This is a genomic window from Xanthomonas sp. WHRI 7064 (assembly GCF_040202355.2).
GTDB lineage: Bacteria > Pseudomonadota > Gammaproteobacteria > Xanthomonadales > Xanthomonadaceae > Xanthomonas > Xanthomonas arboricola.
The window spans coordinates 1,841,501-1,863,675 of record NZ_CP167821.1 but is presented as its reverse complement, the minus strand read 5'-3'; the positions used below and the strand labels follow the sequence as shown (position 1 = coordinate 1,863,675).

Here is a 22,175-nt window from a genome sequence, read left to right as displayed (position 1 = left end):
AGCCGCATCGCGCCCGGGTGCGCTCCTACGCGGCGCCGACGCATTGCACGGCGGCGCCCTTGATCACGCCAGCATCAAGCAGCCGGCCGCAACACGTTCAAGACCTCGTAGCAGGCGCCCATGGTGTGGTAATCGGTCTTGCCGGCGGGGCTCTTTTCATCGCTGTACTTGCGGTTGTCCGCATCCAGAATGCGGTACCACGCACCATAGCGGTGGTCGATCATGTACTCCCAGGAATACGCCCAGAGCTTGTCGTACCACTGCCAATAGCGCGGCTCGCCGCTGCGCTGCGCCAGCAGCGCCGCCGCCGCCAGCGATTCGGCCTGCACCCAGAAATACTTGTCGTCGTCGCAGACCTTGCCGTCCGGATCGAAGCCGTAATACAGCCCGCCACGCTGCGCATCCCAGGAGCGCTCCACCGCCACATCGAACAGATGTTGCGCGGTCGGCAACAACCAGTCGGTCGGTGCGTAGCGATCCAGCAGCATCAGCAGCTTGGCCCATTCGGTCTGATGGCCCGGCTGGAAACCCCAGGGGCGGAACAGGTGCTTGGGGTTGTCGCGGTTGTAGTCCCAGTCGATGTTCCACTGCAGATCGTAGTGTTCCCACACCAGGCCGTCGGCCTTGGCCGCCTGACGCCGGGTCATGGTGTCGGCCAGCGACAGCGCACGGTCCAGGTAACGCTGTTCACCACTGGCTTCGTACGCGGCGATCATCGCCTCGCACATGTGCATGTTGGCGTTCTGGCCGCGGTAGCTGGTGAAGTTGAACTGCGCATCGGCTTCGTCGCGGTACAGGCCGAATTCCGGCTCCCAGAAGTGCTTTTCCAGTAGCTGCCAGGTCTCGTCCATCCATGCGCGCGCCTCCTCGATGCCCGCCTTCAGGCCGCACGAATACGCCAGCAGCACGAAGGCCACGCCGTAGCAGTGATTCATGTCGTCTTCGACCACGCCATCACGCAAGGTCCATGCGTAGCCGCCGGTGGCCGGATTGCGATGCACGTTGCGCAGATAGTCCAGGCCGTGACGCACCGCCTGCAGGTACTGCGCATCGCCGAATTCGCGATACGCCATCGCGTAGTTGAAGACGAAGCGCGTGCTGCTGACCAGATGCCGATGCCCGGCATCGTAGATCGAACCATCGTCGCGGAAATACTGGAAAAATCCGCCCGCCGGGTCGATCGCGCGCGGGTGGTAGAACGCCATGGTGTCGGCGATATGCTGACGCAGTACATCGGCCGAACGGAAATCGGGTGCGGGGCTCGCAGGCAAACGGCTCATGATTGTTCCTGGATCAGGGAATGGACTTCATCGACGCTCGGCATGGCCGCAAACGCGCCCTTGCGCGTTACCGCGAGCGCGCCGACCGCCGCGGCAAAACGGATCACCTCGGTGATCGCAGCGGCATCGCCGGACAGCTGCTCCAGCGTGGATGCACGCGTCGCCAGCTGAAACAGCAAGCCACCGACGAACGCATCGCCCGCTGCCGTGCTGTCGCGCACCTGCACGCGGAAGGCCGGCACCTGACCCGAATCGGTGCGTGTCTGCCAGTGCACCGGGCCACCACCGTCGGTGACCAGCAACCAGCTGGCCTGGCCCTGCCAGAGCTTGCGGGTGACCGCGCTGGCGTCGCCATCGAGCGTGCCGGCCAGGTAATCGAGTTCTTCGCGCGAGAGCTTGACCACATCGGCCAGCGCCAACGCCTCCCACAGCAGTGCAGCCGGGTCCACATCCTGCGGCCACAGCATCGGGCGCAGGTTGAGATCCAGGCTGACGATGGCGCCATCGGCGCGTGCGCGGCGCATGCCGTCCAGCGTGCATTGCGCGATCGCAGGCTCGGTCATGCTGTTGGAACACACATGCAGCACGGCGGCCTGCGTGAAGCCGTCCGCGGCGAAATGCTCCGGCCGGAACAGCAGATCCGCCGCAGGCGGACGGTAGAAACTGAAACTGCGTTCGCCGGCTTCATCCAGCGCCACGAACGCCAGCGCGGTCTTGGCCTGATCGGTGCGCACGATGCCATCGGTGGCGACGCCGGCCTGCTGCAGGCTCTGCAGCAGAAAATCGCCGAACATGTCGCGCCCCAGCATGCCGACGAAATGCGCCGCACCGCCCAGGCGCGCCACCGCGACCGCGACATTGGCCGGCGCACCGCCGGCGTATTGCGCAAACGTGCGTGCCTCATCCGGACCGGCCTGCGGCAGTGCCAGCATATCGATCAAGGCCTCGCCAAAACACACCACCCGGTTCTTCAAGGCACTCATGCGCGTGCCTCCGCCAGTGCACCGCGCAGACGCGAGCCCCAGATGCCGTAGAACACGATGTACAGGTAGCACACCAGCGGCAACACGAACGACTCGTGCAGGCCGATGCTGTCGGCCAGCAGGCCCTGCAGATACGGCACGATGGCGCCGCCGACAATGGCCATGATCAACAGGCTCGAGGCGCGGCCGGTCAGCGGGCCAAGCCGCTCGATGCCGAGCGTAAAGATGGTCGGGAACATGATCGAATTGAACAGGCCGATCGCCACCAGCGCATACACCGCCAGCATGCCGCCGCTGGCCATGGTCAGGCCCAGCAGCAGTGCGTTGATCCCGGCGAACACCGACAACAGCACGCGCGGCGACAACTTGGCCAGCAAGGCCGAACCGATGAAGCGGCCGATCATCGCCAGCGTCCAGTACGCCGACACGTAGTGGGTCGCCTCGCGCTCGGTGAAACCGCCGATCTGCGGCAACGAGAAATAGTTGACCATCAGGCTGCCGATCGCCACTTCCGCACCGACATAGAAGAAGATCGCCAATACACCGAAGCGCACATGCGGGTGCGCCAGGGCATCCAGCAGCGAATGCCTGCTTTCATCCTTCTGCGCGCCCGCATCGGTCAGTGCCGGCAGACGGAACAGGAATACGAAGATCGCCAGCAGAAACAGCACAATGCCCAGACCGATGTACGGCCCCTGCACGGCCTGCGCTTCCTGCACGCGATAGGCCAGTTGCTCGGCTTCCGGCAGCACCTTGAGCTGGTCGCCGCTCATCACCGTGTTGGACAGGATCAGCCAGCCACCGAACAGCGGCGCGATCGCAGTACCCAGCGAATTGAGCGCCTGCGCCAGGGTCAAGCGGCTGGACGCACTGCGCTCCGGACCCAGCAGCGCGACATACGGGTTGGCCGCCACCTGCAGGATGGTGATGCCGGTGGCCAGCACGAACAGCGCGCCGAGAAATGCGCCATAGACGCGCAGTTCGGCTGCGGGCCAGAAGCCCAGCGCACCGACCGCGGCAACCGCCAGCCCGGCCACGATGCCTTGCTTGTAGCCAAGCCTGGCCACCAGCCAACCGGCCGGCAGCGACATCAGGAAGTACGCGCCGAAGAAGGTGAACTGCACCAGCATCGCCTGCGCGAAGTTGAGTTCGAATACCGCCTTCAGATGCGGGATCAGGATGTCGTTGAGGCAGGTGAGAAAGCCCCACATGAAGAAGATCGTGGTGACGACCGACAACGCAACGCCGTTGTTGACGGGCGCCTTGTTGCCGCTTGGCGCTGTGGACTGCGTGGAAAGGGAAACCATAGGAATTGCCTGGTCAGCGGCCTGAGGCCTTGGTGGGGGAGTGGGCGGGGGAATCGCTGGGGGAGTGAAGCGGAACCACGGAGATTGACGCGCTGGCGCTGCTGGCGCGGATCTTCAATTCGACTGCGGCGGTCAGGCGCTGCGATGCAAGGGTGGGACTCCCGATACGCTGCAACACCAATTGCGCAGCCTGGCGGCCACGCGCGCGCGGATCTGCGGCCAGCGTGGTCAGTGCGGGCGTAAACAACGCAGCCTCGGCGATATCGTCGAAACCGGTCACCGCGAAATCGCGCCCCGGCACGATGCCATGCATCGCCAGCGCCGCCATCAGGCCCAACGCGACGCTGTCGTTGTAGCAGACCGCCGCAGTTGCGCGATCGTGCCCGGTGCTATCCAACATGCGACCGGCACACATCGCAGCATCCTGTCTGTTCGGTGCGGATTCGACGTAATGCACGGCCAGACCGGCGTCGGCCATTGCGCGCGCGTAACCGGCGCGGCGTTGCCGACAGGAACTGGATTCGGCATGGCCACCGAAGAACACGATGCGCCGATGGCCTTGCGCGATCAGATGCGCGCAGGCAAGCAACGCGCCCTGCTCGTTGTCCAGTGCCAGCAGATCCCAGCCAGCGCCCTCCACTTCGCGGTTGAACAACACCACGTTGTGTTGTCGCCCCAGCACCTGGGTCAGCGCCTGTGCCTGGCTGCCTTCGGCCGGCGACAGGATGATGCCGGCAGGGGTGTGCTCCATCAACGAGGTCAGCACCGCCTGCTGGCGCTGCGTCGATTCGCCGGTGCTGCCGAGCAGGGTCACATAACCGGCCGCGCCCAGCGCTTCGTCCACGCCTGCGGCGAATTCGGCAAAGAACGGATTGGACAGATCGTTGATGACCAGCGCGATGCTGGATGAGGTGCGGCAGCGCAGATTGGCCGCAGCACGGTTGTAGACGTAGTGCTGCCGATCCAGTTCGGCCTCCACGCGCGCGCGCGTGGTCGCATGCACCAGCGGGCTGCCGCGCAGCACCAACGACACCGTCGCGCGCGACACGCCGATGGCACTGGCGATATCGCGCAGGGTCACCGCCCCGCGTCCGTTGCGGCGCGCGTCGCCGTCCTCCGAAGTGGAGGGTGCCGGTTTGGCACGCGTCACGTTGCCGACCTTGCAATGAGAGAAGTGCGCATGCATCTGGCGTCGATTGGATCGATCCAATTAGGCCTTTTCCGCGCACTCAATGCATGCGGCAGTGCAACATAGGCAGCGGCCGCGACGTCGCCGCCGCCTTGCATCATCCCATCACTGAAAGGCAATCGACAGGCCAATTCCACCCTGCCAGTCCGGGCTCTCCGAGGTCAGCCCGCGCAGCACCGAGACATCCAGTTGCATCGCGTGCGGCAGCTGCCAGGCACCGCCGGCGCCGGCCACACGCGAATGCTCGCTGCCGGTATCGAAGCCTGCCTCGACATAACTGCTGAAATGCTCGCCGGAAAAGAACGTGTAGTTGGGCGAGAAGGTCCAGGTATGCCCATCGCTGTCGCGCGCATAGTTGACGTACAGCGCCAGTGCGCGCTGCTGGGCCAGATCCCAGGACGCGGTCACGCCCAGTTCGCGCGCGTAGCCATCACTGAAGGCAGCGCTGCCGGTCGGCACGCTGTAGCTGCCGAGCGCGGCCCAATGAAAGCTGTCCGACTGCGACGGCAATGCCACCTTCAGGCCGATATGGCTATCGCCTCCGCCACGCACATGCGCACCGCCACGGTGCTGCCAGTTGTAGCTGTCGCTTCCGATCTGCAGTTCCATGTTCTGGAACAAGCCCAGGCGCAGCACCGTATCGGCGGTGTACTGGGTGATTCGCTGCCCGTCGCTGCGATCGGTACTCGCATCCGGCAAACCCTGCTCCCAGGCGAACACGCCCGGCTGCAGCACTTCGGCGGCAAACGGAATGCCGGGACGGTCAAACGCGGGAGCATCCTCCGTCTGTGCAGCGGCCTGCCCACTCATCCCGCATAACGCAAGCATGGCAGCGGCCAACACCGTGGCGCGCGTCGCCTGCAAACCCGAAGCGCCACGCGCGGTGGACGCAACCGACGCAGCGGCACGGGACTTCAACTCTTTCGACAACATGGACATACGCGGCACCATCGGCAGGGGTGAGCAGCGACGCAGTGGGCACCATACCCGGCTGCGTCGACCAATAACGCGGCGATGGTGCCGCGCGCGCCGTGACCGGCCCGTGTATCGACAGCACGTCAACCTTTCCTGAGCAGCCGGTCCTTTATTGAGCCACCGGTGCCGGCGCCGGCAAGCCACGCAGATGCGCCGCGAAACCCGGCAGCAGCACACGGTTGCCATACCCGCTCAAGTGGTCGGCATCGAAGAACAGCGGCCGGCCCTGCTGTGTCGGCGCGCACACCTGCGCATCGCACAGCGACGGCAGCGGGTCCCAGATGCTGGCGCCCCCTAGCCCGGATGCGATGCGACGCAATCCATCAAGCGCCGGCGCGCGATAGTCTTCCATCTCCTTGCGCTCGATCTGCATGCCGTTGGCGCAGATCGCATTGCCACGATTGAACCAGTCCGAACATCGGTAAGGCGGTGCCCTGAGCACCGGTTTGGGCGCTTCGAACACAACCAGAACGCCCCGCGCCTGCACCGGTGCCAGCAATGCGATCGTCGCCGCCACCGTCGCATCGCGCTCGCGCTGTGCCGGCTCGCTCTGCAGCGTGGCGATATTGCCGTGCAGGTCGAACAACACGTCCTGCTCGGCCAGCCGCGGCACCCGCAAACCAGGCAGGAACAGCACATCGCCCGCACGCGCCCTGCCCGCCACGTCCTCCAGCGCCGGCCGCAGGAACGCGTCGCAACCTGCGCCCTGACCACCCGGCTGCATCGATGCAACCGCACACCCGGCCACGCCATACATGCGCACGCTGCCGCCTTCCAGCAACGGAAAACGCCGCAGCATTTCGTTGTAGGCCAGCGCATGCGAATCGCCGATCACAAAGACCTGGCGCTGGCTGGCCGCAGGACGCGAACACTGCCCGCGCGCGAAGATGCGCACCGGCTGACCGCCCACCGATGCGTTGCTGGCGATCAGACGGCAGTCCGGCAGCTCCTTGCGCAAGCCGCGCGCATACGCATACCAATCCAGCGGGTGGCGGCTGACCACACTCAACGAGGTATACGGCGTCGACTTGATCACTGCCGATTGCACGCCGAAGGCCAGCACCAACGCAGCGAGGCCGGCCATCACCACGCGCACGGTCGACCAGCCACCCATACGCCGATTGCGCCAAGGCAGTTCCACCCAGCGATACGACGCCGCCGCGCAAACGACCGTCAGCACCAGCGCCAGCAGCTTGGCCGCCACCGCATCCAGCCCGATCGTCCAGCGCAGCAGCACCAGCACCGGCCAGTGCCACAGATACAACGAATACGAGATGCGCCCGATCGTTACCACCGGCCTGGCGGACAACACGCGCCCGATCCAGCCCTCGCTGTGCCGATGCAGCAACGCCAGCATCACCAGCGTGCCAACCACCGGCCCCAGGCCATCGCTCCAGGGCGAATGCCCAGGCCGCGCATTCCACAGTCCGTTGCCGATGCCTGCCAAGGCCAACAGCAACAGCACTGCGCGCAGCGGTGCAGGCAGGCCGATGCCTGCTGCGAACGCACGCTGCCCGTCGCGGCGGCGCAGCAGTGCCATCAGCTGGAACAACACCACGCCGGCACCCAGTTGCCAAAAGCGTGCGGTGGTCAGATAGAACGAAGTGACCTCGTGTCCCGGCACCTGCGTGCGCTGCCAGGCATAGCCCAGCGAGGCCGCACTGGCGAGCACAAACAGGCCCAGCGACCAGGCGCGTCCGGCACCGCCACGCATCCAGGCCAGGAACATCCACGGAAACAGCAGATAGAACTGCTCCTCCACGCCCAGCGACCAGGTCTGCGTATACGGATTGAACTCGGCACGCGGCGAGAAATAATCCTGGCCGACGCTGGCCAACACCCAGTTGCTCAGCCCGAACAAGGCCATGCGTCCGGTCTTGGTGCTGGCTTCGCTCAGCCACGACTCGGGAATGAACAAGGTCGAAAACAGCGCGGTGACCAGCACGCAGACCAGCAAGGCCGGTGCGATACGCCGCAAGCGGCGCGCATAAAACCGCGCCAACTCGGCGGCCACCGCAATGCGCGGCAATCGATCGACAGACGCACTGACCACAAACCCCGAGATAACGAAAAATATATCGACGCCGGTGAAACCACCGGGCAACCAGCTGGCGTCCAGGTGATAGGCGATGACCGACAGCACCGCCAATGCACGCAATCCGTCGATATGCGCGAAGTAAGCATTCCCTGTCGCCGAGCGCGTCATCCTGATCCTTGAAATTTCGTCACTTGCACACAAGCGGCCGACCCCATCGCGAGCGGCCGACCCGCGCACTCTAAAACGCATACGGGCCGCAATGCAGGAGAACTATATCCCCTGCCTTGACGCATCGACTGCATCCACTCGGCGGCCACGCAATCGGGTTGACCGCCACTCAACAGATGGGCACCCATCAGGTGCCCATGTGCCAACAAAAACTATCTACGCAGCCTTACCAGACCAGGTCGTCGGGCACCTGGTACTGGGGATCGGCATACGGGTCTTCGCCAGCCGGCGCATTCGGGTCCACCTTCAATGCCACCGATGGCGCGAATACCGCTTCGGCGTCGGCCAGTACCTCGGCAGTCACCAATAGATAACGGCCGTTGAGCTGCAGCACCCCGAGCTCGCCGGCGTTGAGCGACTTGAGCTGATCGGCAGTCACGTAGATACGCTTGATCTTGCCGCCATACGGGAAATGCCGGGCGATATCCGCATCGGCATGATTGAGCCCCTTGTCCTTGAGCAGCTCTTCGAGCTTGGCCTTGGCCTCGCGACGCAGGCGTGCTTCTTCCTGCTTCAGTCGCTCGGCTTCGATACGCTCGTCCTTCTCGCGTTGTGCGCGGATCGCATAGGCCTTGGCCAGGTCGATGTCCTCACGCGTGCGTGCCGGCCTGGGTCCGCGGCGGTCGGCCGTGGATTGCGGCGGACGTTGCGGTCCTGCCGGTTTGCCATCGTTGCGACGCTCCGGCCTGCCGTCATTCTTGCGCTCGCCCCTGCCGTCGGTCGCCGCAGCGGCATGCGGCCGCTGCGGTCCCCTGCCCTGGCCACCCGGCCTGTTGCCGCCGGGCGCAGGCCTGCCACCGTTGCCATGCTGACGCGCGGCAGGCCGTGCGTCGGGTTTGCGTTCGGGCTTGGGTGCGGACTTGAAGCCCAACCCAAGCAACTGGTCACGTAAGGTATCGCTCATGGCGGTGGCAATCTGCAATCAATAATGCGGAGGCGGCGGTTCATCCGCTGCGTCGGCAAACAACGTGGAGCGCACCTTGCCCAGATCCTCGAGCAGGTGGCGGATCAGTTCGGCATTGCGGGCGCCCGTCAAACGGGCGTCCGCAAGTGCTTCACTCAGTTCATTGAGCGCCTGCTCCTGAAAGGACAGGCGCGTTTCCAGTTCAACCAACCGCGCGTCCAGTTCCTGGTCGCGCGGCGAGAGTTGCTCATGCATGCAACGAACGGCCTCGTCCGATGGCGTAGTAGGCCAGACCTGCGGCTTCGATTTCCTGCGGGTCGTAGAGGTTGCGGCCGTCGAATACGACGTCGTCCTTCAAGGCCTGCTTGATCTTGCCGAAATCCGGGCTGCGGAACTGCTTCCACTCGGTGACCACGACCAGGGCGTCGGCGCCTTCCAGTGCGGCAAATGCCTCGTCGCAGAAGGTCAGGTCGTCGCGCTCGCCGAAGATGCGCTTGGCTTCATGGGTCGCTTCCGGGTCGTAGGCACGCACGGTGGCACCGGCTTCCCACAACTGCTCCATCAAACGGCGGCTGGACGCGGCACGCATGTCGTCGGTATTGGGCTTGAACGCCAGGCCCCACACCGCGAAGGTCTTGCCGGCAATGCTGCCCGTGCCTTCGGCGCCGTAATGCCGCTGCACCAGTTCGAACAGATGCCCCTTCTGCGCGTTGTTGACGCTTTCCACCGCGTTGAGCAGGGTCGGCTCCATGCCGTACTGTTCGGCGGTCTTGGCCAGTGCCTGCACATCCTTCGGGAAGCACGAGCCGCCATAACCGGCGCCGGGGTAGATGAAGTGCCAGCCGATACGCGGATCCGAACCGATCCCGTTACGCACGTGCTCGACGTCCGCACCGACACGCTCGGCAATATTGGCGATCTCGTTCATGAAACTGATCTTGGTCGCCAGCATTGCGTTGGCCGCGTACTTGGTCAGCTCGGCCGAACGCACGTCCATCTCCACGATGCGGTCGCGGTTGCGGTTGAACGGCGCATACAGACGACGCATGCGGGCGATGGCCGCCGGCTTCTTGGCGCCGATCACGATGCGATCCGGACGCATGCAGTCGGCCACGGCGTCGCCTTCCTTGAGGAACTCGGGGTTGGAGACCACATCGAACTCATGGTCCACGCCGCGTGCGTCCAGCTCTTCCTGGATCGCCACGCGCACCTTGTCGGCGGTGCCGACCGGCACGGTGGACTTGTTGACGACCACCGAGGGGCCATCGATATGGCGACCGACGGTACGCGCAACCGCCAGCACGTACTGCAGGTCGGCACTGCCATCCTCGTCCGGCGGCGTGCCCACGGCGATGAAGGTGATTTCGCCGTGCGCAATCGCCTCGGCCGCATCGGTGGTGAAGCGCAACCGGCCAGAGGCGTGGTTGGCTTTCACCATCGGCTCCAGGCCGGGTTCATAGATGGGAATCACCCCACGATTGAGACCATCAACTTTCGCCTGGTCGATATCCACGCAGATAACGTGATGACCTACTTCCGCCAGACAGGTACCGGTGACAAGACCAACATAGCCGGTACCAAAGATCGCAACTCGCATGGGTGGGGGTACTCCTGTGGGGGATCAGGGAAGGATACCCATCAGTTCGACATCGAACGTCAACGTTGCGTCTGGTCCGATCGGCCCCCCCTGCGTGCCGTTCGAGCCATAGGCCAAGTTGGATGGAATCCAGAAACGGTATTTCGAACCGACCGGCATCAACGCGACACCCTCGGTCCAACCTGCAATGACTTGATTCAGACCGAACTCCGCCGGCTGGCCGCGCTGGTAGGAGCTGTCGAACACCTGCCCGTTGAGCAGCTTGCCTTCGTAGTTCACGCGCACCGTGTTGGTGGGCATCGGACGCTCGCCGCTGCCCTGGCGCAGCACCATGTACTGCAGGCCCGACGCGGTGGTGATCACGCCCTTCTCGGTCTTGTTCTTGGCCAGGAAGGCATTGCCTTCCTCCCGATTCTTGGCACCGGCAGCGCCCTGCTTGGCAGAGGCGAACGCCTGCATGGTGGCAGCGGCTTCCTGCTGGGTCAGACGCGTGGTGCCCTTGGCGAACACGGTGCGCACCGCTTCCATCAGGATCGACAGATCGATCTCGTCCTTGATGCCGGCCAGCGACGGACCGACCGCGCGATCGCCCAGCATCAGGCCGACATTTTCCTTGGACGGCGCGGCCGGCGCGCTACCCGGCGCCATGCCCGGGACCTGCTGGCCGTTACGCGCCGCCAGCGCCGTGCGCAGTGCGGTGTCGGTGGCCTGGGTCTGCTCGTCGGACAACAGCGGCTTGCCGCCCTTGAATGCATTCTCGATGGCGCGTTGCAGTGCGCTCACATCGATGTCCTGGGCAATCGGCTCGAACGAACGTGCCACGTCCATACCGATGGCGTAGCTGACGTTGTCGCGCGTGCTCTTCTCAGACGATGCATTCAAAACTGGCTTCTCCTTGGTGGCCGCTGCGGCCGGTTGCTGCGACATCGCCGGCATCGATGCCGACAGTGCCACCATCAGTAGCGACGCCGCCGCGCCGCGCTTTCCCATCTTCATTCGATGCACTTCCCGAAAGTGAAAAGACACGCCGACGCCGGCGCTGAATGCGCATTGTCGCATGTGCGCGTGGCCTTGCGAGCGCCGTGCTCAGCGCGACGGCGCGTTGAGCTCGCGTTCGATTGCCGCCAGCACGCTCGGATCGTCCGGTTTGATCTTGCTGGGGAACTGCACCACCACCCGTCCATTGCGCCCGATCAGATACTTGTGGAAGTTCCAGCCCGGCGCCACACCGGTGGCCTGGGTCAGCCGTTGATACAGCGGCGTGGCCTGTGCACCCAGCACATGCACCTTCTCAAACATCGGGAACTTGACGCCATAGGTCAGCGTGCAGAATTCCTGGATCTGCTTCTCAGATCCGGGTTCCTGCCCCTGGAAATCGTTGGACGGAAAGCCCAGCACCGAAAAACCGCGGCTGCCGAAGCGCTGGTTGAGCGCCTCCAGCCCTTCGTACTGCGGGGTGTAGCCGCACTTGCTGGCGGTATTGACCACCATCAGGACCTTGCCGCCGTAGGTACGGTTCAGGTTGATTGGCGCCTTGCCGGCCAGCGGCCGGTAGTCCAGATCCAGCACCGGCGCGCCGGCGGCCAGCGCCGAGGCGGAGAAAAAGCCAGCGAATACAACGACCAGCAGACGCTTGAGCAACATGAGCGATCCCTTTCGATAGGTCCGGGCCACCCGCCGACGCGGGGTGCCATCAGTTGGGTATGACAGGCAGTTGACTGCCTGCGTGTCGGTGTTATAGTTTAATACAACACCAGTCATCCAACGCAGGGGAAAGCATGAACAGCACACGCTTCACGCGACCAGCTCCATTGCTGCTGTTCGGCAGCGCCCTGTTCGCCATTGGTTGCCTGGGAGCCGCTTCCAGTCAGGTCACGGAATCCGGCGCCGATTATGGCGTGTCGGAGGCGGTTACGGAAAACGCGACAACTCCCCCCGATGCGCGCACCCGGCCCAGCCGGCACCTGCGCGCTTCGCTGTCGATGCCCTATTTCTCCTTCGCGCAGGTTCTGCGTCCACGGAGCTGACCATGAACGACATCCAATGGAGCGACGGCGCTCCCATCTACCGCCAACTCAAGGAACGGGTGATTGCCATGATGCTCGATGGAATCCTCAAGCCTGGCGACGCCCTGCCCTCGGTACGGCAGGTGGCGGCCGACTACCAACTCAATCCCATCACTGTCTCGCGCGCCTACCAGGAACTGGCCGACGAGAACCTGGTGGAGAAACGCCGCGGTCTGGGCATGTTCATGACCCCGGAGGCCGCACAGAAATTGCGCGGCAGCGAGCGCGAGCGTTTCCTGAATGAAGAATGGCCCGCAGTGCTGGAACGCATCCAGCGCCTGGGACTGTCCATCGACGATCTGTTGCCACAGGGAAAAACACCATGACCGCCGTCTCCTCCGACCATGTGGTCGACGCACGTGGCCTGCGCAAGGCTTACAAGCATCGGCTCGCGCTGGACAACACCAGCTTCACCATCGCCGCCGGGCGCATCGTCGGCCTGATCGGCCCCAACGGTGCCGGCAAGACCACTGCGCTCAAGGCGGTGCTGGGGCTGACCGATTTCGATGGCGACCTGAGCGTGCTCGGCATGGATCCGCGTACCCAGCGCAACGCACTGATGAACGAGGTCTGCTTCATCGCCGACGTGGCGGTACTGCCGCGCTGGCTGCGGGTTGGCGAGGCGATCGACTTCGTCGCCGGCGTGCACCCGCGCTTCGATCGCGCCAAGTGCGAGCGCTTCCTGGCCAATACGCAGCTCAACCGCAAGTCGCGGGTGCGCGAACTGTCCAAGGGCATGATCGTGCAGTTGCACCTGGCGCTGGTGATGGCCATCGATGCCCGCATCCTGGTGCTGGACGAGCCCACCCTGGGCCTGGACATCCTGTATCGCAAACAGTTCTACCAGCGCCTGCTGGAGGACTACTTCGACGAGCAGAAGACCATCATCGTTACCACCCACCAAGTTGAAGAGATCGAACACATCCTCACCGATGTGATGTTCATCCGCGACGGCCGCATCGTGCTGACCGCCGACATGGAAAACGTGGCCGAGCGGTACACCGAAGTGCTGGTGGGTGCCGAGCATCTCGACGCCGCCAGAGGCCTGCAGCCGATCGACGAGCGCAGCCTGCCGTTCGGCAAGACCGTGATGCTGTTCGATGGCGTGCCGAAAGCGCAGCTCGCCCGTTTTGGCGAAACCCGCAATCCCGGCCTTGCCGACCTGTTCGTTGCGGTCATGAAGGGGACCTACGCATGAATGCACTCACCCACCAAGCTTCTCCCGCACGCACGTTCGGCTGGCTGCTCAAACGCGAGTACTGGGAACACCGTGGCGGTTTCGTCTGGGCACAGATCATCACCGGCGGCATCGCGGTGTTCTTCGCGCTGCTGGGCGCGGTGATCGGCGCGATCAGCGCGCGTCGCAACATGATCGGCGACAGCATCACGATGGACGATCTGGCCGAATACACGCGCACCCTGGGCCAGGTCGGCGACGGCCTGCTGCTCGGCGGCATCGGCATCGCCTCGGTGGTCCTGGCGTTCGTGGTGTTCTTCTATTCGCTGGGCAGCCTGTACGACGACCGCCGCGACCGCAGCGTGCTGTTCTGGAAATCGCTGCCGGTGTCCGATGTGCAGACGGTGCTGTCCAAGGCAGCCTGGGCGCTGTTGCTGGCGCCGCTGATCGCCATCGTGATTGGCGTGCTGGTCGGCCTGGCACTGTGGCTGATCGCCATCGTGGGCGCCTCGATCGCCGGCGTCCCCAGCCCCTGGGCACTGGCGACCCATTCGCACCCGTTCTCGTTGCTGTGGCTGTTGCTGAAGACCGTGCCGATGAGTCTGCTGTGGGCGTTGCCGACGGTGGGCTGGCTGATGTTCTGCTCGGCCTGGGCCACCAGCAAGCCGTTCCTGTGGGCGGTGCTGTTCCCGCTGCTTGCCTGCGTGATGCTGAGCATCCTCTCGGCGATGCCGGGTATCTCGCTGCCGATCGGCTGGATCTGGTACATCGTCGGCTACCGCGGCCTGCTCAGCGCCCTGCCCGGCACCTGGTCGCCGCGCGCGGTCAGCGGCAACCTCGACAGCAGCGCGATGCAGAACCCCAGCGACCTGGTGCAGTGGGCGCTGCAGCACACCGACAGCGCACGGGTCTACGGCAATCCGGACATCTGGATCGGCGCTGCAATCGGCGTTGTGCTGATCGCCGCCTCCATCTACCTGCGCCGTCGGCGCTCCGAAGCCTGAAGGACATCCCATGCGTCGTCTGCTGAGTCTGGCCATCCTGTTCGCCGTGCCCGGCGCTGCGTTTGCCGAAGAGCAATGCAAGTTCTCCGAACCGCGCAGCCTGGAGTTGAAGCTGAGCGGAGTGAAGTCGGTGCTGTTCGAGGTCGGCTCGAACGACCTGCATCTGGACGCCGCGGCGGGCAACGGCGGGCGTTTGGGCGGCCGCGCCTGCGCCGCCAGGGCCGAGCTGCTCAAGGGCCTGACCGTCACCCAGAAGCGGGTCGGCGACAAGCTGGTGGTGACGCTGGCCGACGACCGCCCGCTGCGCATCTCCATCGGCGACAGCTACTCGTACCTGGACCTGCGCGGCAGCGTGCCGGACACGCTGCTGGTGCAGTTCGACGTGGGCTCCGGTGACGCCGAGATCAGCGGCGCTGCGGCCGTGAGTGCCGATGTCGGTTCCGGCGACATGGCCATCCGCCGCACCAGGGGCCGGGTCACCGCCAAGGTCGGTTCCGGCGATATCGAACTGGAAGAGATGGGATCGCTGCGCGTGCTGGCGGTCGGCTCGGGCGATCTCAAGGCCAGGCAGGTGCATGGCGCGGCAGAGGTCGGCAAGGTCGGTTCGGGCGACGTCAAGCTGCGCGGCGTGGCAGGCAACGTCAAGTTCGGCACGATCGGCTCCGGCGATGTCGACATCGACGATGTGCAAGGCGATGTCGGCGTGGAAGCGGTCAACTCCGGCGCCCTGAGCGTGCACAAGGTGCGCGGCGACGTCAGCGTCGCGCGCAAGGGCAGCGGCGATATCGACGTCAGCGATGTGGCCGGCACCACCCGCGTGCCGACCGACAACTGACCACTGCATTGACCATTCAAGAGGGGGACGGCTGATGAAACTGTTGATTTCTGCGGTATTGGTGGGTGCGCTGCTGGTCGGTTGCGGCAAGTCCGAACCCACGGTCGTGGTATCGGGCAAGACCAACGCGAACGGGGTGATCTTCAACGGCAAGAGCCTGACGCTCCACCGCGACGGCCTGCCCGCGGCCACCATCGGCGTGGATGGCGCGCTCAGCATCGCCGGCAAGCCGGTGAGCCTGAACGATGCGCAGCGGCAGGCGATGCGCGCTTTCTACGTGCAGATCCAGGGCGTCGCCGATAAAGGCATCGACATCGGCACGCAGGGCGCGGCCTTCGGTGCGCATGCCGCCGGCGAAGCGCTCAAGGGTGTGCTCAGCGGCAACACCGACCAGATCGGCGACAAGATCGAAGCGCAGGCGGAAACCTTCAAACACACTGCGATGCAGATCTGCGATCAGCTGGCCAAGCTGCGCAACGCGCAAGACGCCGCCGCGCAACTGGTGCCGGCATTCGCGCCGTACTCGACCCTCACCCAGCACGATATCGACGACTGCCGCAAGTAAGCGCGGCCTTTGATCGCCGCTGCGCCCGCATCGACGGGCGCAGCGGCTGACCGGAACCTTATGGATCGTCACGCCGATTGCTGCGCGCACGCCAGGCACCCAACATCGGCCTGCGACATCTTGTCAGCCGCGCCATGTGCCGCAGGCGCCGATCGGCTGGCCGGAGCGGGATTACACTAGTGCGCTCCCCTGAATCCGGCGACCCCATGAACAAGTTCGTGATGCTCTGCATGGCGCTTCTGCTATGCGCCCTGACCGCCTGTGGCGACCAGTCGTCGCGGCGCGCTGAACGCGGCAAGCCGCGCGTTGCCATCACCACCCAGTCGGTGATGATCCGCCGCCCACCCGCGGCCAATGCGGAAATTACCCCGGACGGCACGCTGAAGATCGACGATATCGCGCTGCCGCAGAAAGAGCCGACGCGCGCCAAGTTGCAGCTGCTGTTCGGGCACCTGCAGATGCTGCGCCAGCAGGCCGTCAACGAGGCTGGCGCGGACCCGGAATACAAGTCGATCAAGCTGACCGCCACGCCGGAGATCCAGAAGCTCAGCGGCGAATTGCTGGATGAAATCCCGTCGCTGCAGCCGTATCGCGAGAGCTTCGGCAACGTGCAGGCCGAGCGGCACTGAGTCCTGGCGAAGCCGCGGATTCGCGCAAAGCCATGTAGGAGCGCACCTGGGCGCGACGGGGCGTTGTCGATAAAGCCCCATCGCGCCCAGGTGCGCTCCTACATGCGCACGCCGCGGTGGTCAGCCACCGCCGCCCGTGCTGCCGGCCTGGATGCCACCGCGGGTCAGCGCAGCCGGATCCAGCAAACGGCGCAGATCAGCCTCGCTGAGCCCGCTGTCTTCCAGCGCCACGTCCAGCACCGGGCGCTGTTCCTTGTAGGCACGCTTGGCGATCGCCGCGGCCTTCTCGTAGCCGATGATCGGGTTGAGCGCGGTGACCAGGATCGGATTGCGGTCCAGCGCCTCGCGCACGCGCTCCTGGCGCACCTTCAACCCGGCAATCGCGCTATCGGCCAGCAGCCGCGCCACATTGCCCAGCAAGTTGATCGAATCCAGCAGGTTGTAGGCGATCAACGGCAGCGTCACGTTCAATTGGAAGTTGCCGGTCTGCCCGGCCACGGTGATCGCGGTGTGGTGGCCGATCACCTGCGCGCAGGCCATCACGGTGGCTTCGGGAATCACCGGGTTGACCTTGCCCGGCATGATCGAACTGCCCGGCTGCAGCGCAGGCAACTCGATCTCGCCCAGCCCGGCCAGGGGGCCTGCATTCATCCAGCGCAGGTCGTTGGCGATCTTGATCAATGCCACCGCCAGCGCATTGAGCTGACCGGACAATTCCACCGCATCGTCCTGCGCGGCCAGGCCTTCGAACTTGTTGTCGGCACTCTCGAACTTGAACTTGCTCAAGCCCGACAAGGCCTTGGCCACCTTGCCGCCAAAACGCGGATCGGCATTGATGCCGGTGCCGATCGCGGTGCCGCCCAGCGGCAGCCGGCGCAGGCGCTTGAGGGCATCGTCGATGCGCTCCTGCGCCGAACTCAGCTGCGCCGACCATGCACCGAATTCCTGGCCGAAGGTCAGCGGCATCGCATCCATCAGATGCGTGCGCCCGGTCTTGACGACCTTGTCCAGCCCCTTGCCGCGCTTGTCGATGGTCTTGCGCAGATGCTTGAGCGCCGGCTGCAGGTGTTCCTGGACCGCCAGCAACGCCGACACCCGGATCGCGGTGGGCACTACGTCGTTGGAACTCTGACCGAGATTGACGTGATCGTTGGGATGCACCGCGTCCTTGCCGGCGCGCGTGGCCAGCGTGGCGATCACCTCGTTGGCATTCATGTTGGACGAGGTGCCCGATCCGGTCTGGTAGACGTCGATCGGGAACTGCGCGTCATACGTGCCGTCGGCGACCTGCAGCGCCGCGTCCTGCACTGCCTTGCCGATCGACTTGGGCAGCAGCCCGAGCTCGGCATTGACGCCGGCCGCAGCGGCCTTGATCAGCCCCAGCGCGCGGATGAAGCCGCGCGGCATCGGCTGGCCGGACACCGGAAAATTCTGCACGGCACGCTGGGTCTGCGCGCCCCACAAGGCATCGGCGGGCACCTGCAATTCGCCCATGCTGTCGTGTTCGGTCCTGAAACGTTCGCTCATCTGCACTCTCCGCACATGGTTGGTTTGTGGTGATGGATGGCTGGCAGCGGGCGCACCCACGCTGGCGAGGCTGCCTACGATACTCGCTCGCAGCGTTGCGACCGTGTCGTCGCAAGCCGTGGGCTAGACTGCCCAACGATCCATACGAGGTACCACGCCGCCATGGGCGACGACCCTGACTGTAGAAACGCATCGTTCGCGTCTTTCTCACCTGCACACTGCCCCGGCACTGACGCGCAGCCGCTGACATACCGCGTCACCGCCGCTACGCACCATGGAGGCGGACGCCATGTTGGGTAACGTGCTGCTGTTGTTCGTCGCGCTGCTGCTGGTGCTGTTGAACGGCTTCTTCGTTGCCGCCGAGTTCGCGCTGGTCAAGCTGCGCCACACGCAGGCGGTGGGCCTAGCGCAGAACAACGGTTGGCGTGGGCGGTTGTTGCTGGGGGTACATGCGCATCTGGATGCCTACCTGTCGGCGTGCCAGCTCGGCATCACCCTGGCCTCGCTCGGCCTGGGCTGGGTCGGCGAGCCGGCCTTCGCGCATCTGCTGCAGCCACTGTTCGACACCGCCGGCCTGTCGCCGGAAGCGGCGCAGTTCACCGCACTGGCGATCGCCTTCAGCCTGATTTCGTTCCTGCACATCGTGCTGGGCGAACTGGCGCCCAAGACCATGGCGATCCGCCGCCCGGAGCGGATGTCGCTGTGGACCGCCGCGCCGCTCTACGTGTTCTATTGGCTGATGTACCCGGCGATCTGGGTGCTCAACACCAGCGCCAACCGCCTGCTGCGGGTGCTGGGCTGGGGCGATGTGGAGCACCAGTCGCATCGCTATTCGCGCGAGGAGCTGATGCTGATCGTCGGCCGCCAGGATCCCAACGCCGCCACGCCCGATCACGGGCTGGCCCTGATGAGCCATGCACTGGAACTGCCCGACCTGGTCGCCGGCGACCTGATGCGTCCGCGCGAGCACCTGCGCAGCCTGCGCGAAGGCATGACGCTGGAATCGGTGCTGGCCGAGTTCAGCGAGTCGCGCTACAGCCGCTACCCGTGGTTCGACGCCGATGGCGAGCAGGTGCTGGGCATCCTGCATACCAAGGATCTGCTGGTGGCGATGGCACGCAGCCAGGACCTGGACGATCTGCGCCCGTTGCTGCGCCCGCCCACCCTGCTGCCCCTGGAAACGCCGATCCCCAGCGCGCTGGAGCAGTTCCGCACCGGCACCACCCATCTGGCGCTGTGCGTGGAGGAGGAGGGCCGCATCCTGGGCTTCTTCACCCTGGAAGACCTGCTGGAAGTGGTGGTCGGCGAGATCGAGGACGAGCACCGCCACGTGGTGCGCGATGCCCCGATCCGCAGCCAGGACGGCTCGCTGCTGGTGGCCGGCAGCACCTCGATCTTCCGCCTGGAACGTCTGCTGGGCCAGGACCTGAGCGCGCCGGACCACGTCAATTCGGTCGGCGGGCTGATCGTGCACCGGTTGCAGCGGCTACCCGAAGAAGGCGAAACCCTGGAGCTGGACGGCCACGCACTGACGGTGCGGCGCATGGCCGGGCACCGGATCCAGGCCATCACGGTGCGGCCGATCGGCGAAGCCGGCGCCGGGGCGGCGTAGAATACGCACCCCCGCCAGCCTCCCAGTGCCCTGCCCATGTCGGATTCCGCCCTGCTCGCCCTGTCCCCGCTCGACGGCCGCTACGCTTCCAAAGTGGATGCGCTGCGCCCGATCTTCTCCGAATACGGCCTGATCAAGGCGCGGGTCAAGGTCGAGATCGAATGGCTGCTGGCACTGGCCGCCGAGCCGGGCATCGCCGAGCTGGCGCCGTTCTCGGCCGCCGCCACGCAGACCCTGCGCCGCCTGGCCGACGACTTCAGCGTCGGCGATGCCGCGCGGGTCAAGCAGATCGAGCGCACCACCAACCACGACGTCAAGGCGGTGGAGTACTTCATCAAGGAACAGCTCAAGGACGATGCCGAGCTGGGCCCGGCGCTGGAATTCGTGCATTTCGCCTGCACCAGCGAGGACATCAACAACCTCAGCTATGGCCTGATGCTGGAGCAGGCGCGCCGCGAGGTGCTGCTGCCCACGCTGGACGGCATCACCGCCAGCCTGCGCACCCTGGCCCATGCCCAGGCCGGCCAGCCGATGCTGTCGCGCACGCATGGCCAGACCGCCTCGCCCACCACGCTGGGCAAGGAAATTGCCAACGTGGTTGCACGCCTGGAGCGGCAGCGCAAGCAGATCGCCGCGGTCGAACTGACCGGCAAGATCAACGGCGCGGTCGGCAACTACAACGCGCACCTGGTGTCGTACCCGGAGCTGGACTGGGCCGGGTTCGCGCAGCGCTTCGTCGAAAGCCTGGGCCTGGTGTTCAACCCCTATACCACCCAGATCGAGCCGCACGACAACGTGGCCGAAATCGGCGACGCCAGCCGCCGCGTGAACACCATCCTGATCGACCTGTCGCGCGACATCTGGGGCTACATCTCGCTGGGCTACTTCAAGCAGAAGCTCAAGGAGGGCGAAGTCGGCTCCTCGACCATGCCGCACAAGGTCAACCCGATCGACTTCGAAAATGCCGAAGGCAACTTCGGCATCGCCAATGCGCTATTCGAGCACTTTTCCGCCAAGCTGCCGATCAGCCGCTGGCAGCGCGACCTCACCGACTCCACCGTGCTGCGCGCGCTCGGCACCGCGTTCGGCCATACCCAGGTCGCGCTGGATTCGCTGGCCAAGGGCCTGGGCAAGCTGACCGTCAATCCGCAGCGCCTGGATGCCGATCTGGATGCGGCCTGGGAAGTACTGGCCGAAGCCGTGCAGACGGTGATGCGTCGCCACGGCCTGCCCAACCCCTACGAGCAATTGAAGGCACTGACCCGCGGCCAGGGCATCACTGCCGCGTCCATGCAGGCTTTTGTCGAGAGCCTGCAGTTGCCGGACGAAGACAAGCAGCGGCTGCGGGCGCTGACGCCGGGTGCGTACACCGGGCTGGCCGAACAGCTGGCGCGCGCGATCTAAGCAGCGGTATCCATCCACCGGTATCACGCCCTTGTATCCAGCTGTCAGGAGTATTGCCATGGCATTACGCGCGCTGCTGTCTGTCTCCCTGCTTGCGTCGGTGGCCTGCGGATTGCTGGCCTGCGGGAAGCAGGCCACTCCCGACTCGCACCCCGACTCCGCCGCTGCCGCGCCGCACGCGCCGGCCGGCGAGTCGGCCGCACCGGTGCCATCAGTGCCATCGGTTCCGAGCATGGACGGCGCCACCCAGGTCGCCAGCAATGGCGAGCGGCAGACACTGATGGTCACCTCGACCAGCGGCACGGTCAGCTGCGACGGCCATAACGTCGATCTGACCGGCCAGAACGCCAATCTGGTCCTCAAGGGTGACTGCGGCACGATCGCAGTGCTGGGCCAGCGTGCGATCGTGCAGATCGAGCGCGCCGAGGCAGTGCGCATGGTCGGCAACGATGCCCAGGTCACCCTCGCCGGCGATGCCAGCACCATCGAACTGTTCAGCCGCACCTCCACACTCAAGGCCGGCCGCATCGGCACGCTGCTGGTGCCGGGCGACGACAACCAGGTACAGGCGCAGGCGATCGCCTCCGCCACGCTGCACGGCCGCGGCAACCGCATCACTCAGCAATCCGGCACTGCGATGGTCAACGACTACGGCAGCAACAACCAGATCTCCACCCGCTGATCTGCTGACACCGAGACACCCAGGTGCATCCCCGGCCGTGCATGGCCCGGACGCGCACCGCAACCTTACCGCGACACCCGCATGCAAGGCAGCGCATGGCGGGCTGGGCGACAATAAGCCACCTCGCCGGCCGCACCGCGCCGGCCCTCCAGTCGGACCCGTGACACCATGAA

Annotated in this window: 22 protein-coding genes; 10 read left to right on the top strand and 12 right to left on the bottom strand. The window is 65.4% G+C overall.

The window, feature by feature from the left end; translation table 11 throughout:
* Positions 1-74 precede the first annotated feature (74 nt).
* The 11 genes from ABQY74_RS08070 to ABQY74_RS08020 all read right to left on the bottom strand — a co-directional run bounded on the left by ABQY74_RS08070 (position 75) and on the right by ABQY74_RS08020 (position 12,145).
* Entirely contained in the window at positions 75-1,280 is a 1,206-nt protein-coding gene (locus ABQY74_RS08070; RefSeq protein ID WP_349793728.1) for an AGE family epimerase/isomerase, read from the bottom strand.
* Positions 1,277-2,263 carry a carbohydrate kinase gene (locus ABQY74_RS08065; RefSeq protein ID WP_047125615.1) on the bottom strand — a complete coding sequence of 329 codons (987 nt, stop codon included), beginning with the start codon at positions 2,261-2,263 and terminating at the stop codon, positions 1,277-1,279. The genes ABQY74_RS08070 and ABQY74_RS08065 overlap by 4 nt, the downstream gene beginning before the upstream one ends.
* On the bottom strand, positions 2,260-3,570 hold the full coding sequence (gene fucP / locus ABQY74_RS08060; protein ID WP_039511711.1) for an L-fucose:H+ symporter permease: 1,311 nt from the start codon (positions 3,568-3,570) through the stop codon (positions 2,260-2,262). The genes ABQY74_RS08065 and fucP overlap by 4 nt, the downstream gene beginning before the upstream one ends.
* 13 nt (positions 3,571-3,583) lie before the next feature.
* Positions 3,584-4,756, bottom strand: coding sequence for a LacI family DNA-binding transcriptional regulator (locus tag ABQY74_RS08055; RefSeq protein WP_349793834.1), 1,173 nt, complete (start codon positions 4,754-4,756; stop codon positions 3,584-3,586).
* A 108-nt stretch (positions 4,757-4,864) separates the two neighbouring features.
* On the bottom strand, positions 4,865-5,710 hold the full coding sequence (locus ABQY74_RS08050; protein ID WP_349793730.1) for a transporter: 846 nt from the start codon (positions 5,708-5,710) through the stop codon (positions 4,865-4,867).
* Between the two features lie 133 nt (positions 5,711-5,843).
* The gene (locus tag ABQY74_RS08045; RefSeq protein WP_349793732.1) at positions 5,844-7,940 is read right to left on the bottom strand and encodes an acyltransferase family protein; all 2,097 of its coding nucleotides are present in this window, start codon (positions 7,938-7,940) and stop codon (positions 5,844-5,846) included.
* Positions 7,941-8,166: 226 nt separating this feature from the next.
* Positions 8,167-8,904, bottom strand: a complete 738-nt coding sequence (locus ABQY74_RS08040; RefSeq protein ID WP_349793734.1) for a DUF2058 family protein — start codon at positions 8,902-8,904, stop codon at positions 8,167-8,169.
* Between the two features lie 18 nt (positions 8,905-8,922).
* The gene (locus ABQY74_RS08035) at positions 8,923-9,159 is read right to left on the bottom strand and encodes a SlyX family protein (protein WP_024939344.1); all 237 of its coding nucleotides are present in this window, start codon (positions 9,157-9,159) and stop codon (positions 8,923-8,925) included.
* The gene (locus ABQY74_RS08030) at positions 9,152-10,501 is read right to left on the bottom strand and encodes a UDP-glucose/GDP-mannose dehydrogenase family protein (protein ID WP_024939343.1); all 1,350 of its coding nucleotides are present in this window, start codon (positions 10,499-10,501) and stop codon (positions 9,152-9,154) included. The genes ABQY74_RS08035 and ABQY74_RS08030 overlap by 8 nt, the downstream gene beginning before the upstream one ends.
* 24 nt (positions 10,502-10,525) lie before the next feature.
* Positions 10,526-11,497 (bottom strand): FKBP-type peptidyl-prolyl cis-trans isomerase, encoded by a 972-nt coding sequence (locus ABQY74_RS08025; RefSeq protein WP_349793736.1) that lies wholly within the window; start codon positions 11,495-11,497, stop codon positions 10,526-10,528.
* Between the two features lie 90 nt (positions 11,498-11,587).
* The gene (locus ABQY74_RS08020; protein ID WP_349793738.1) at positions 11,588-12,145 is read right to left on the bottom strand and encodes a glutathione peroxidase; all 558 of its coding nucleotides are present in this window, start codon (positions 12,143-12,145) and stop codon (positions 11,588-11,590) included.
* 134 nt (positions 12,146-12,279) lie between these two features.
* Here ABQY74_RS08020 and ABQY74_RS08015 point away from each other — a divergent pair, with 134 nt between their 5' ends.
* The 7 genes from ABQY74_RS08015 (at position 12,280) to ABQY74_RS07985 (ending at position 16,777) form a co-directional block, all read left to right on the top strand.
* Positions 12,280-12,528: a hypothetical protein gene (locus ABQY74_RS08015; protein WP_166772365.1), complete on the top strand. Its 249-nt coding sequence runs from the start codon at positions 12,280-12,282 to the stop codon at positions 12,526-12,528.
* 2 nt (positions 12,529-12,530) lie between these two features.
* Positions 12,531-12,893, top strand: a complete 363-nt coding sequence (locus ABQY74_RS08010) for a GntR family transcriptional regulator (RefSeq protein ID WP_003483692.1) — start codon at positions 12,531-12,533, stop codon at positions 12,891-12,893.
* Positions 12,890-13,765 (top strand): ABC transporter ATP-binding protein, encoded by an 876-nt coding sequence (locus ABQY74_RS08005; protein ID WP_046342254.1) that lies wholly within the window; start codon positions 12,890-12,892, stop codon positions 13,763-13,765. The genes ABQY74_RS08010 and ABQY74_RS08005 overlap by 4 nt, the downstream gene beginning before the upstream one ends.
* Positions 13,762-14,748, top strand: coding sequence for an ABC transporter permease (locus ABQY74_RS08000; protein ID WP_039520498.1), 987 nt, complete (start codon positions 13,762-13,764; stop codon positions 14,746-14,748). Before ABQY74_RS08005 ends, ABQY74_RS08000 begins: the two co-directional genes overlap by 4 nt.
* A 10-nt stretch (positions 14,749-14,758) precedes the next feature.
* On the top strand, positions 14,759-15,583 hold the full coding sequence (locus ABQY74_RS07995; RefSeq protein ID WP_349793740.1) for a GIN domain-containing protein: 825 nt from the start codon (positions 14,759-14,761) through the stop codon (positions 15,581-15,583).
* A gap of 34 nt (positions 15,584-15,617) precedes the next feature.
* The gene (locus ABQY74_RS07990) at positions 15,618-16,148 is read left to right on the top strand and encodes a DUF2884 family protein (RefSeq protein ID WP_102253959.1); all 531 of its coding nucleotides are present in this window, start codon (positions 15,618-15,620) and stop codon (positions 16,146-16,148) included.
* Between the two features lie 206 nt (positions 16,149-16,354).
* The gene (locus tag ABQY74_RS07985) at positions 16,355-16,777 is read left to right on the top strand and encodes a hypothetical protein (protein WP_039520491.1); all 423 of its coding nucleotides are present in this window, start codon (positions 16,355-16,357) and stop codon (positions 16,775-16,777) included.
* 120 nt (positions 16,778-16,897) lie between these two features.
* Here ABQY74_RS07985 and ABQY74_RS07980 read toward each other — a convergent pair whose 3' ends face one another.
* Positions 16,898-18,304, bottom strand: coding sequence for an aspartate ammonia-lyase (locus ABQY74_RS07980; RefSeq protein WP_054591693.1), 1,407 nt, complete (start codon positions 18,302-18,304; stop codon positions 16,898-16,900).
* Positions 18,305-18,593: 289 nt separating this feature from the next.
* On the opposite strand from ABQY74_RS07980, the gene ABQY74_RS07975 reads away from it, so the two are divergent.
* Genes ABQY74_RS07975 through ABQY74_RS07965 form a run of 3 tightly spaced genes read left to right on the top strand, consistent with a single transcriptional unit; the run spans position 18,594 to position 22,002 of the window.
* On the top strand, positions 18,594-19,916 hold the full coding sequence (locus tag ABQY74_RS07975) for a hemolysin family protein (protein WP_349793743.1): 1,323 nt from the start codon (positions 18,594-18,596) through the stop codon (positions 19,914-19,916).
* Positions 19,917-19,952: 36 nt separating this feature from the next.
* The gene (purB, locus tag ABQY74_RS07970) at positions 19,953-21,320 is read left to right on the top strand and encodes an adenylosuccinate lyase (protein WP_104574106.1); all 1,368 of its coding nucleotides are present in this window, start codon (positions 19,953-19,955) and stop codon (positions 21,318-21,320) included.
* Between the two features lie 58 nt (positions 21,321-21,378).
* Positions 21,379-22,002, top strand: coding sequence for a DUF3060 domain-containing protein (locus ABQY74_RS07965; protein WP_104600711.1), 624 nt, complete (start codon positions 21,379-21,381; stop codon positions 22,000-22,002).
* Positions 22,003-22,175 lie beyond the last annotated feature (173 nt).

Coding starts and splice junctions, on each gene's coding strand:
- purB (WP_104574106.1), top strand. CDS start 19,953: ATGTCGGATTCCGCCCTGCTCGCCCTGTCCCCGCTCGACGGCCGCTAC.
- ABQY74_RS07990 (WP_102253959.1), top strand. CDS start 15,618: ATGAAACTGTTGATTTCTGCGGTATTGGTGGGTGCGCTGCTGGTCGGT.
- ABQY74_RS07985 (WP_039520491.1), top strand. CDS start 16,355: ATGAACAAGTTCGTGATGCTCTGCATGGCGCTTCTGCTATGCGCCCTG.
- ABQY74_RS08055 (WP_349793834.1), bottom strand. CDS start 4,756: ATGCATGCGCACTTCTCTCATTGCAAGGTCGGCAACGTGACGCGTGCC.
- ABQY74_RS08050 (WP_349793730.1), bottom strand. CDS start 5,710: ATGGTGCCGCGTATGTCCATGTTGTCGAAAGAGTTGAAGTCCCGTGCC.
- ABQY74_RS08035 (WP_024939344.1), bottom strand. CDS start 9,159: ATGCATGAGCAACTCTCGCCGCGCGACCAGGAACTGGACGCGCGGTTG.
- ABQY74_RS08020 (WP_349793738.1), bottom strand. CDS start 12,145: ATGTTGCTCAAGCGTCTGCTGGTCGTTGTATTCGCTGGCTTTTTCTCC.
- ABQY74_RS07965 (WP_104600711.1), top strand. CDS start 21,379: ATGGCATTACGCGCGCTGCTGTCTGTCTCCCTGCTTGCGTCGGTGGCC.
- ABQY74_RS08065 (WP_047125615.1), bottom strand. CDS start 2,263: ATGAGTGCCTTGAAGAACCGGGTGGTGTGTTTTGGCGAGGCCTTGATC.
- ABQY74_RS08070 (WP_349793728.1), bottom strand. CDS start 1,280: ATGAGCCGTTTGCCTGCGAGCCCCGCACCCGATTTCCGTTCGGCCGAT.
- ABQY74_RS08045 (WP_349793732.1), bottom strand. CDS start 7,940: ATGACGCGCTCGGCGACAGGGAATGCTTACTTCGCGCATATCGACGGA.
- ABQY74_RS08040 (WP_349793734.1), bottom strand. CDS start 8,904: ATGAGCGATACCTTACGTGACCAGTTGCTTGGGTTGGGCTTCAAGTCC.
- ABQY74_RS08025 (WP_349793736.1), bottom strand. CDS start 11,497: ATGAAGATGGGAAAGCGCGGCGCGGCGGCGTCGCTACTGATGGTGGCA.
- fucP (WP_039511711.1), bottom strand. CDS start 3,570: ATGGTTTCCCTTTCCACGCAGTCCACAGCGCCAAGCGGCAACAAGGCG.
- ABQY74_RS08030 (WP_024939343.1), bottom strand. CDS start 10,501: ATGCGAGTTGCGATCTTTGGTACCGGCTATGTTGGTCTTGTCACCGGT.
- ABQY74_RS08000 (WP_039520498.1), top strand. CDS start 13,762: ATGAATGCACTCACCCACCAAGCTTCTCCCGCACGCACGTTCGGCTGG.
- ABQY74_RS08005 (WP_046342254.1), top strand. CDS start 12,890: ATGACCGCCGTCTCCTCCGACCATGTGGTCGACGCACGTGGCCTGCGC.
- ABQY74_RS07975 (WP_349793743.1), top strand. CDS start 18,594: ATGTTGGGTAACGTGCTGCTGTTGTTCGTCGCGCTGCTGCTGGTGCTG.
- ABQY74_RS07995 (WP_349793740.1), top strand. CDS start 14,759: ATGCGTCGTCTGCTGAGTCTGGCCATCCTGTTCGCCGTGCCCGGCGCT.
- ABQY74_RS08010 (WP_003483692.1), top strand. CDS start 12,531: ATGAACGACATCCAATGGAGCGACGGCGCTCCCATCTACCGCCAACTC.
- ABQY74_RS08015 (WP_166772365.1), top strand. CDS start 12,280: ATGAACAGCACACGCTTCACGCGACCAGCTCCATTGCTGCTGTTCGGC.
- ABQY74_RS07980 (WP_054591693.1), bottom strand. CDS start 18,304: ATGAGCGAACGTTTCAGGACCGAACACGACAGCATGGGCGAATTGCAG.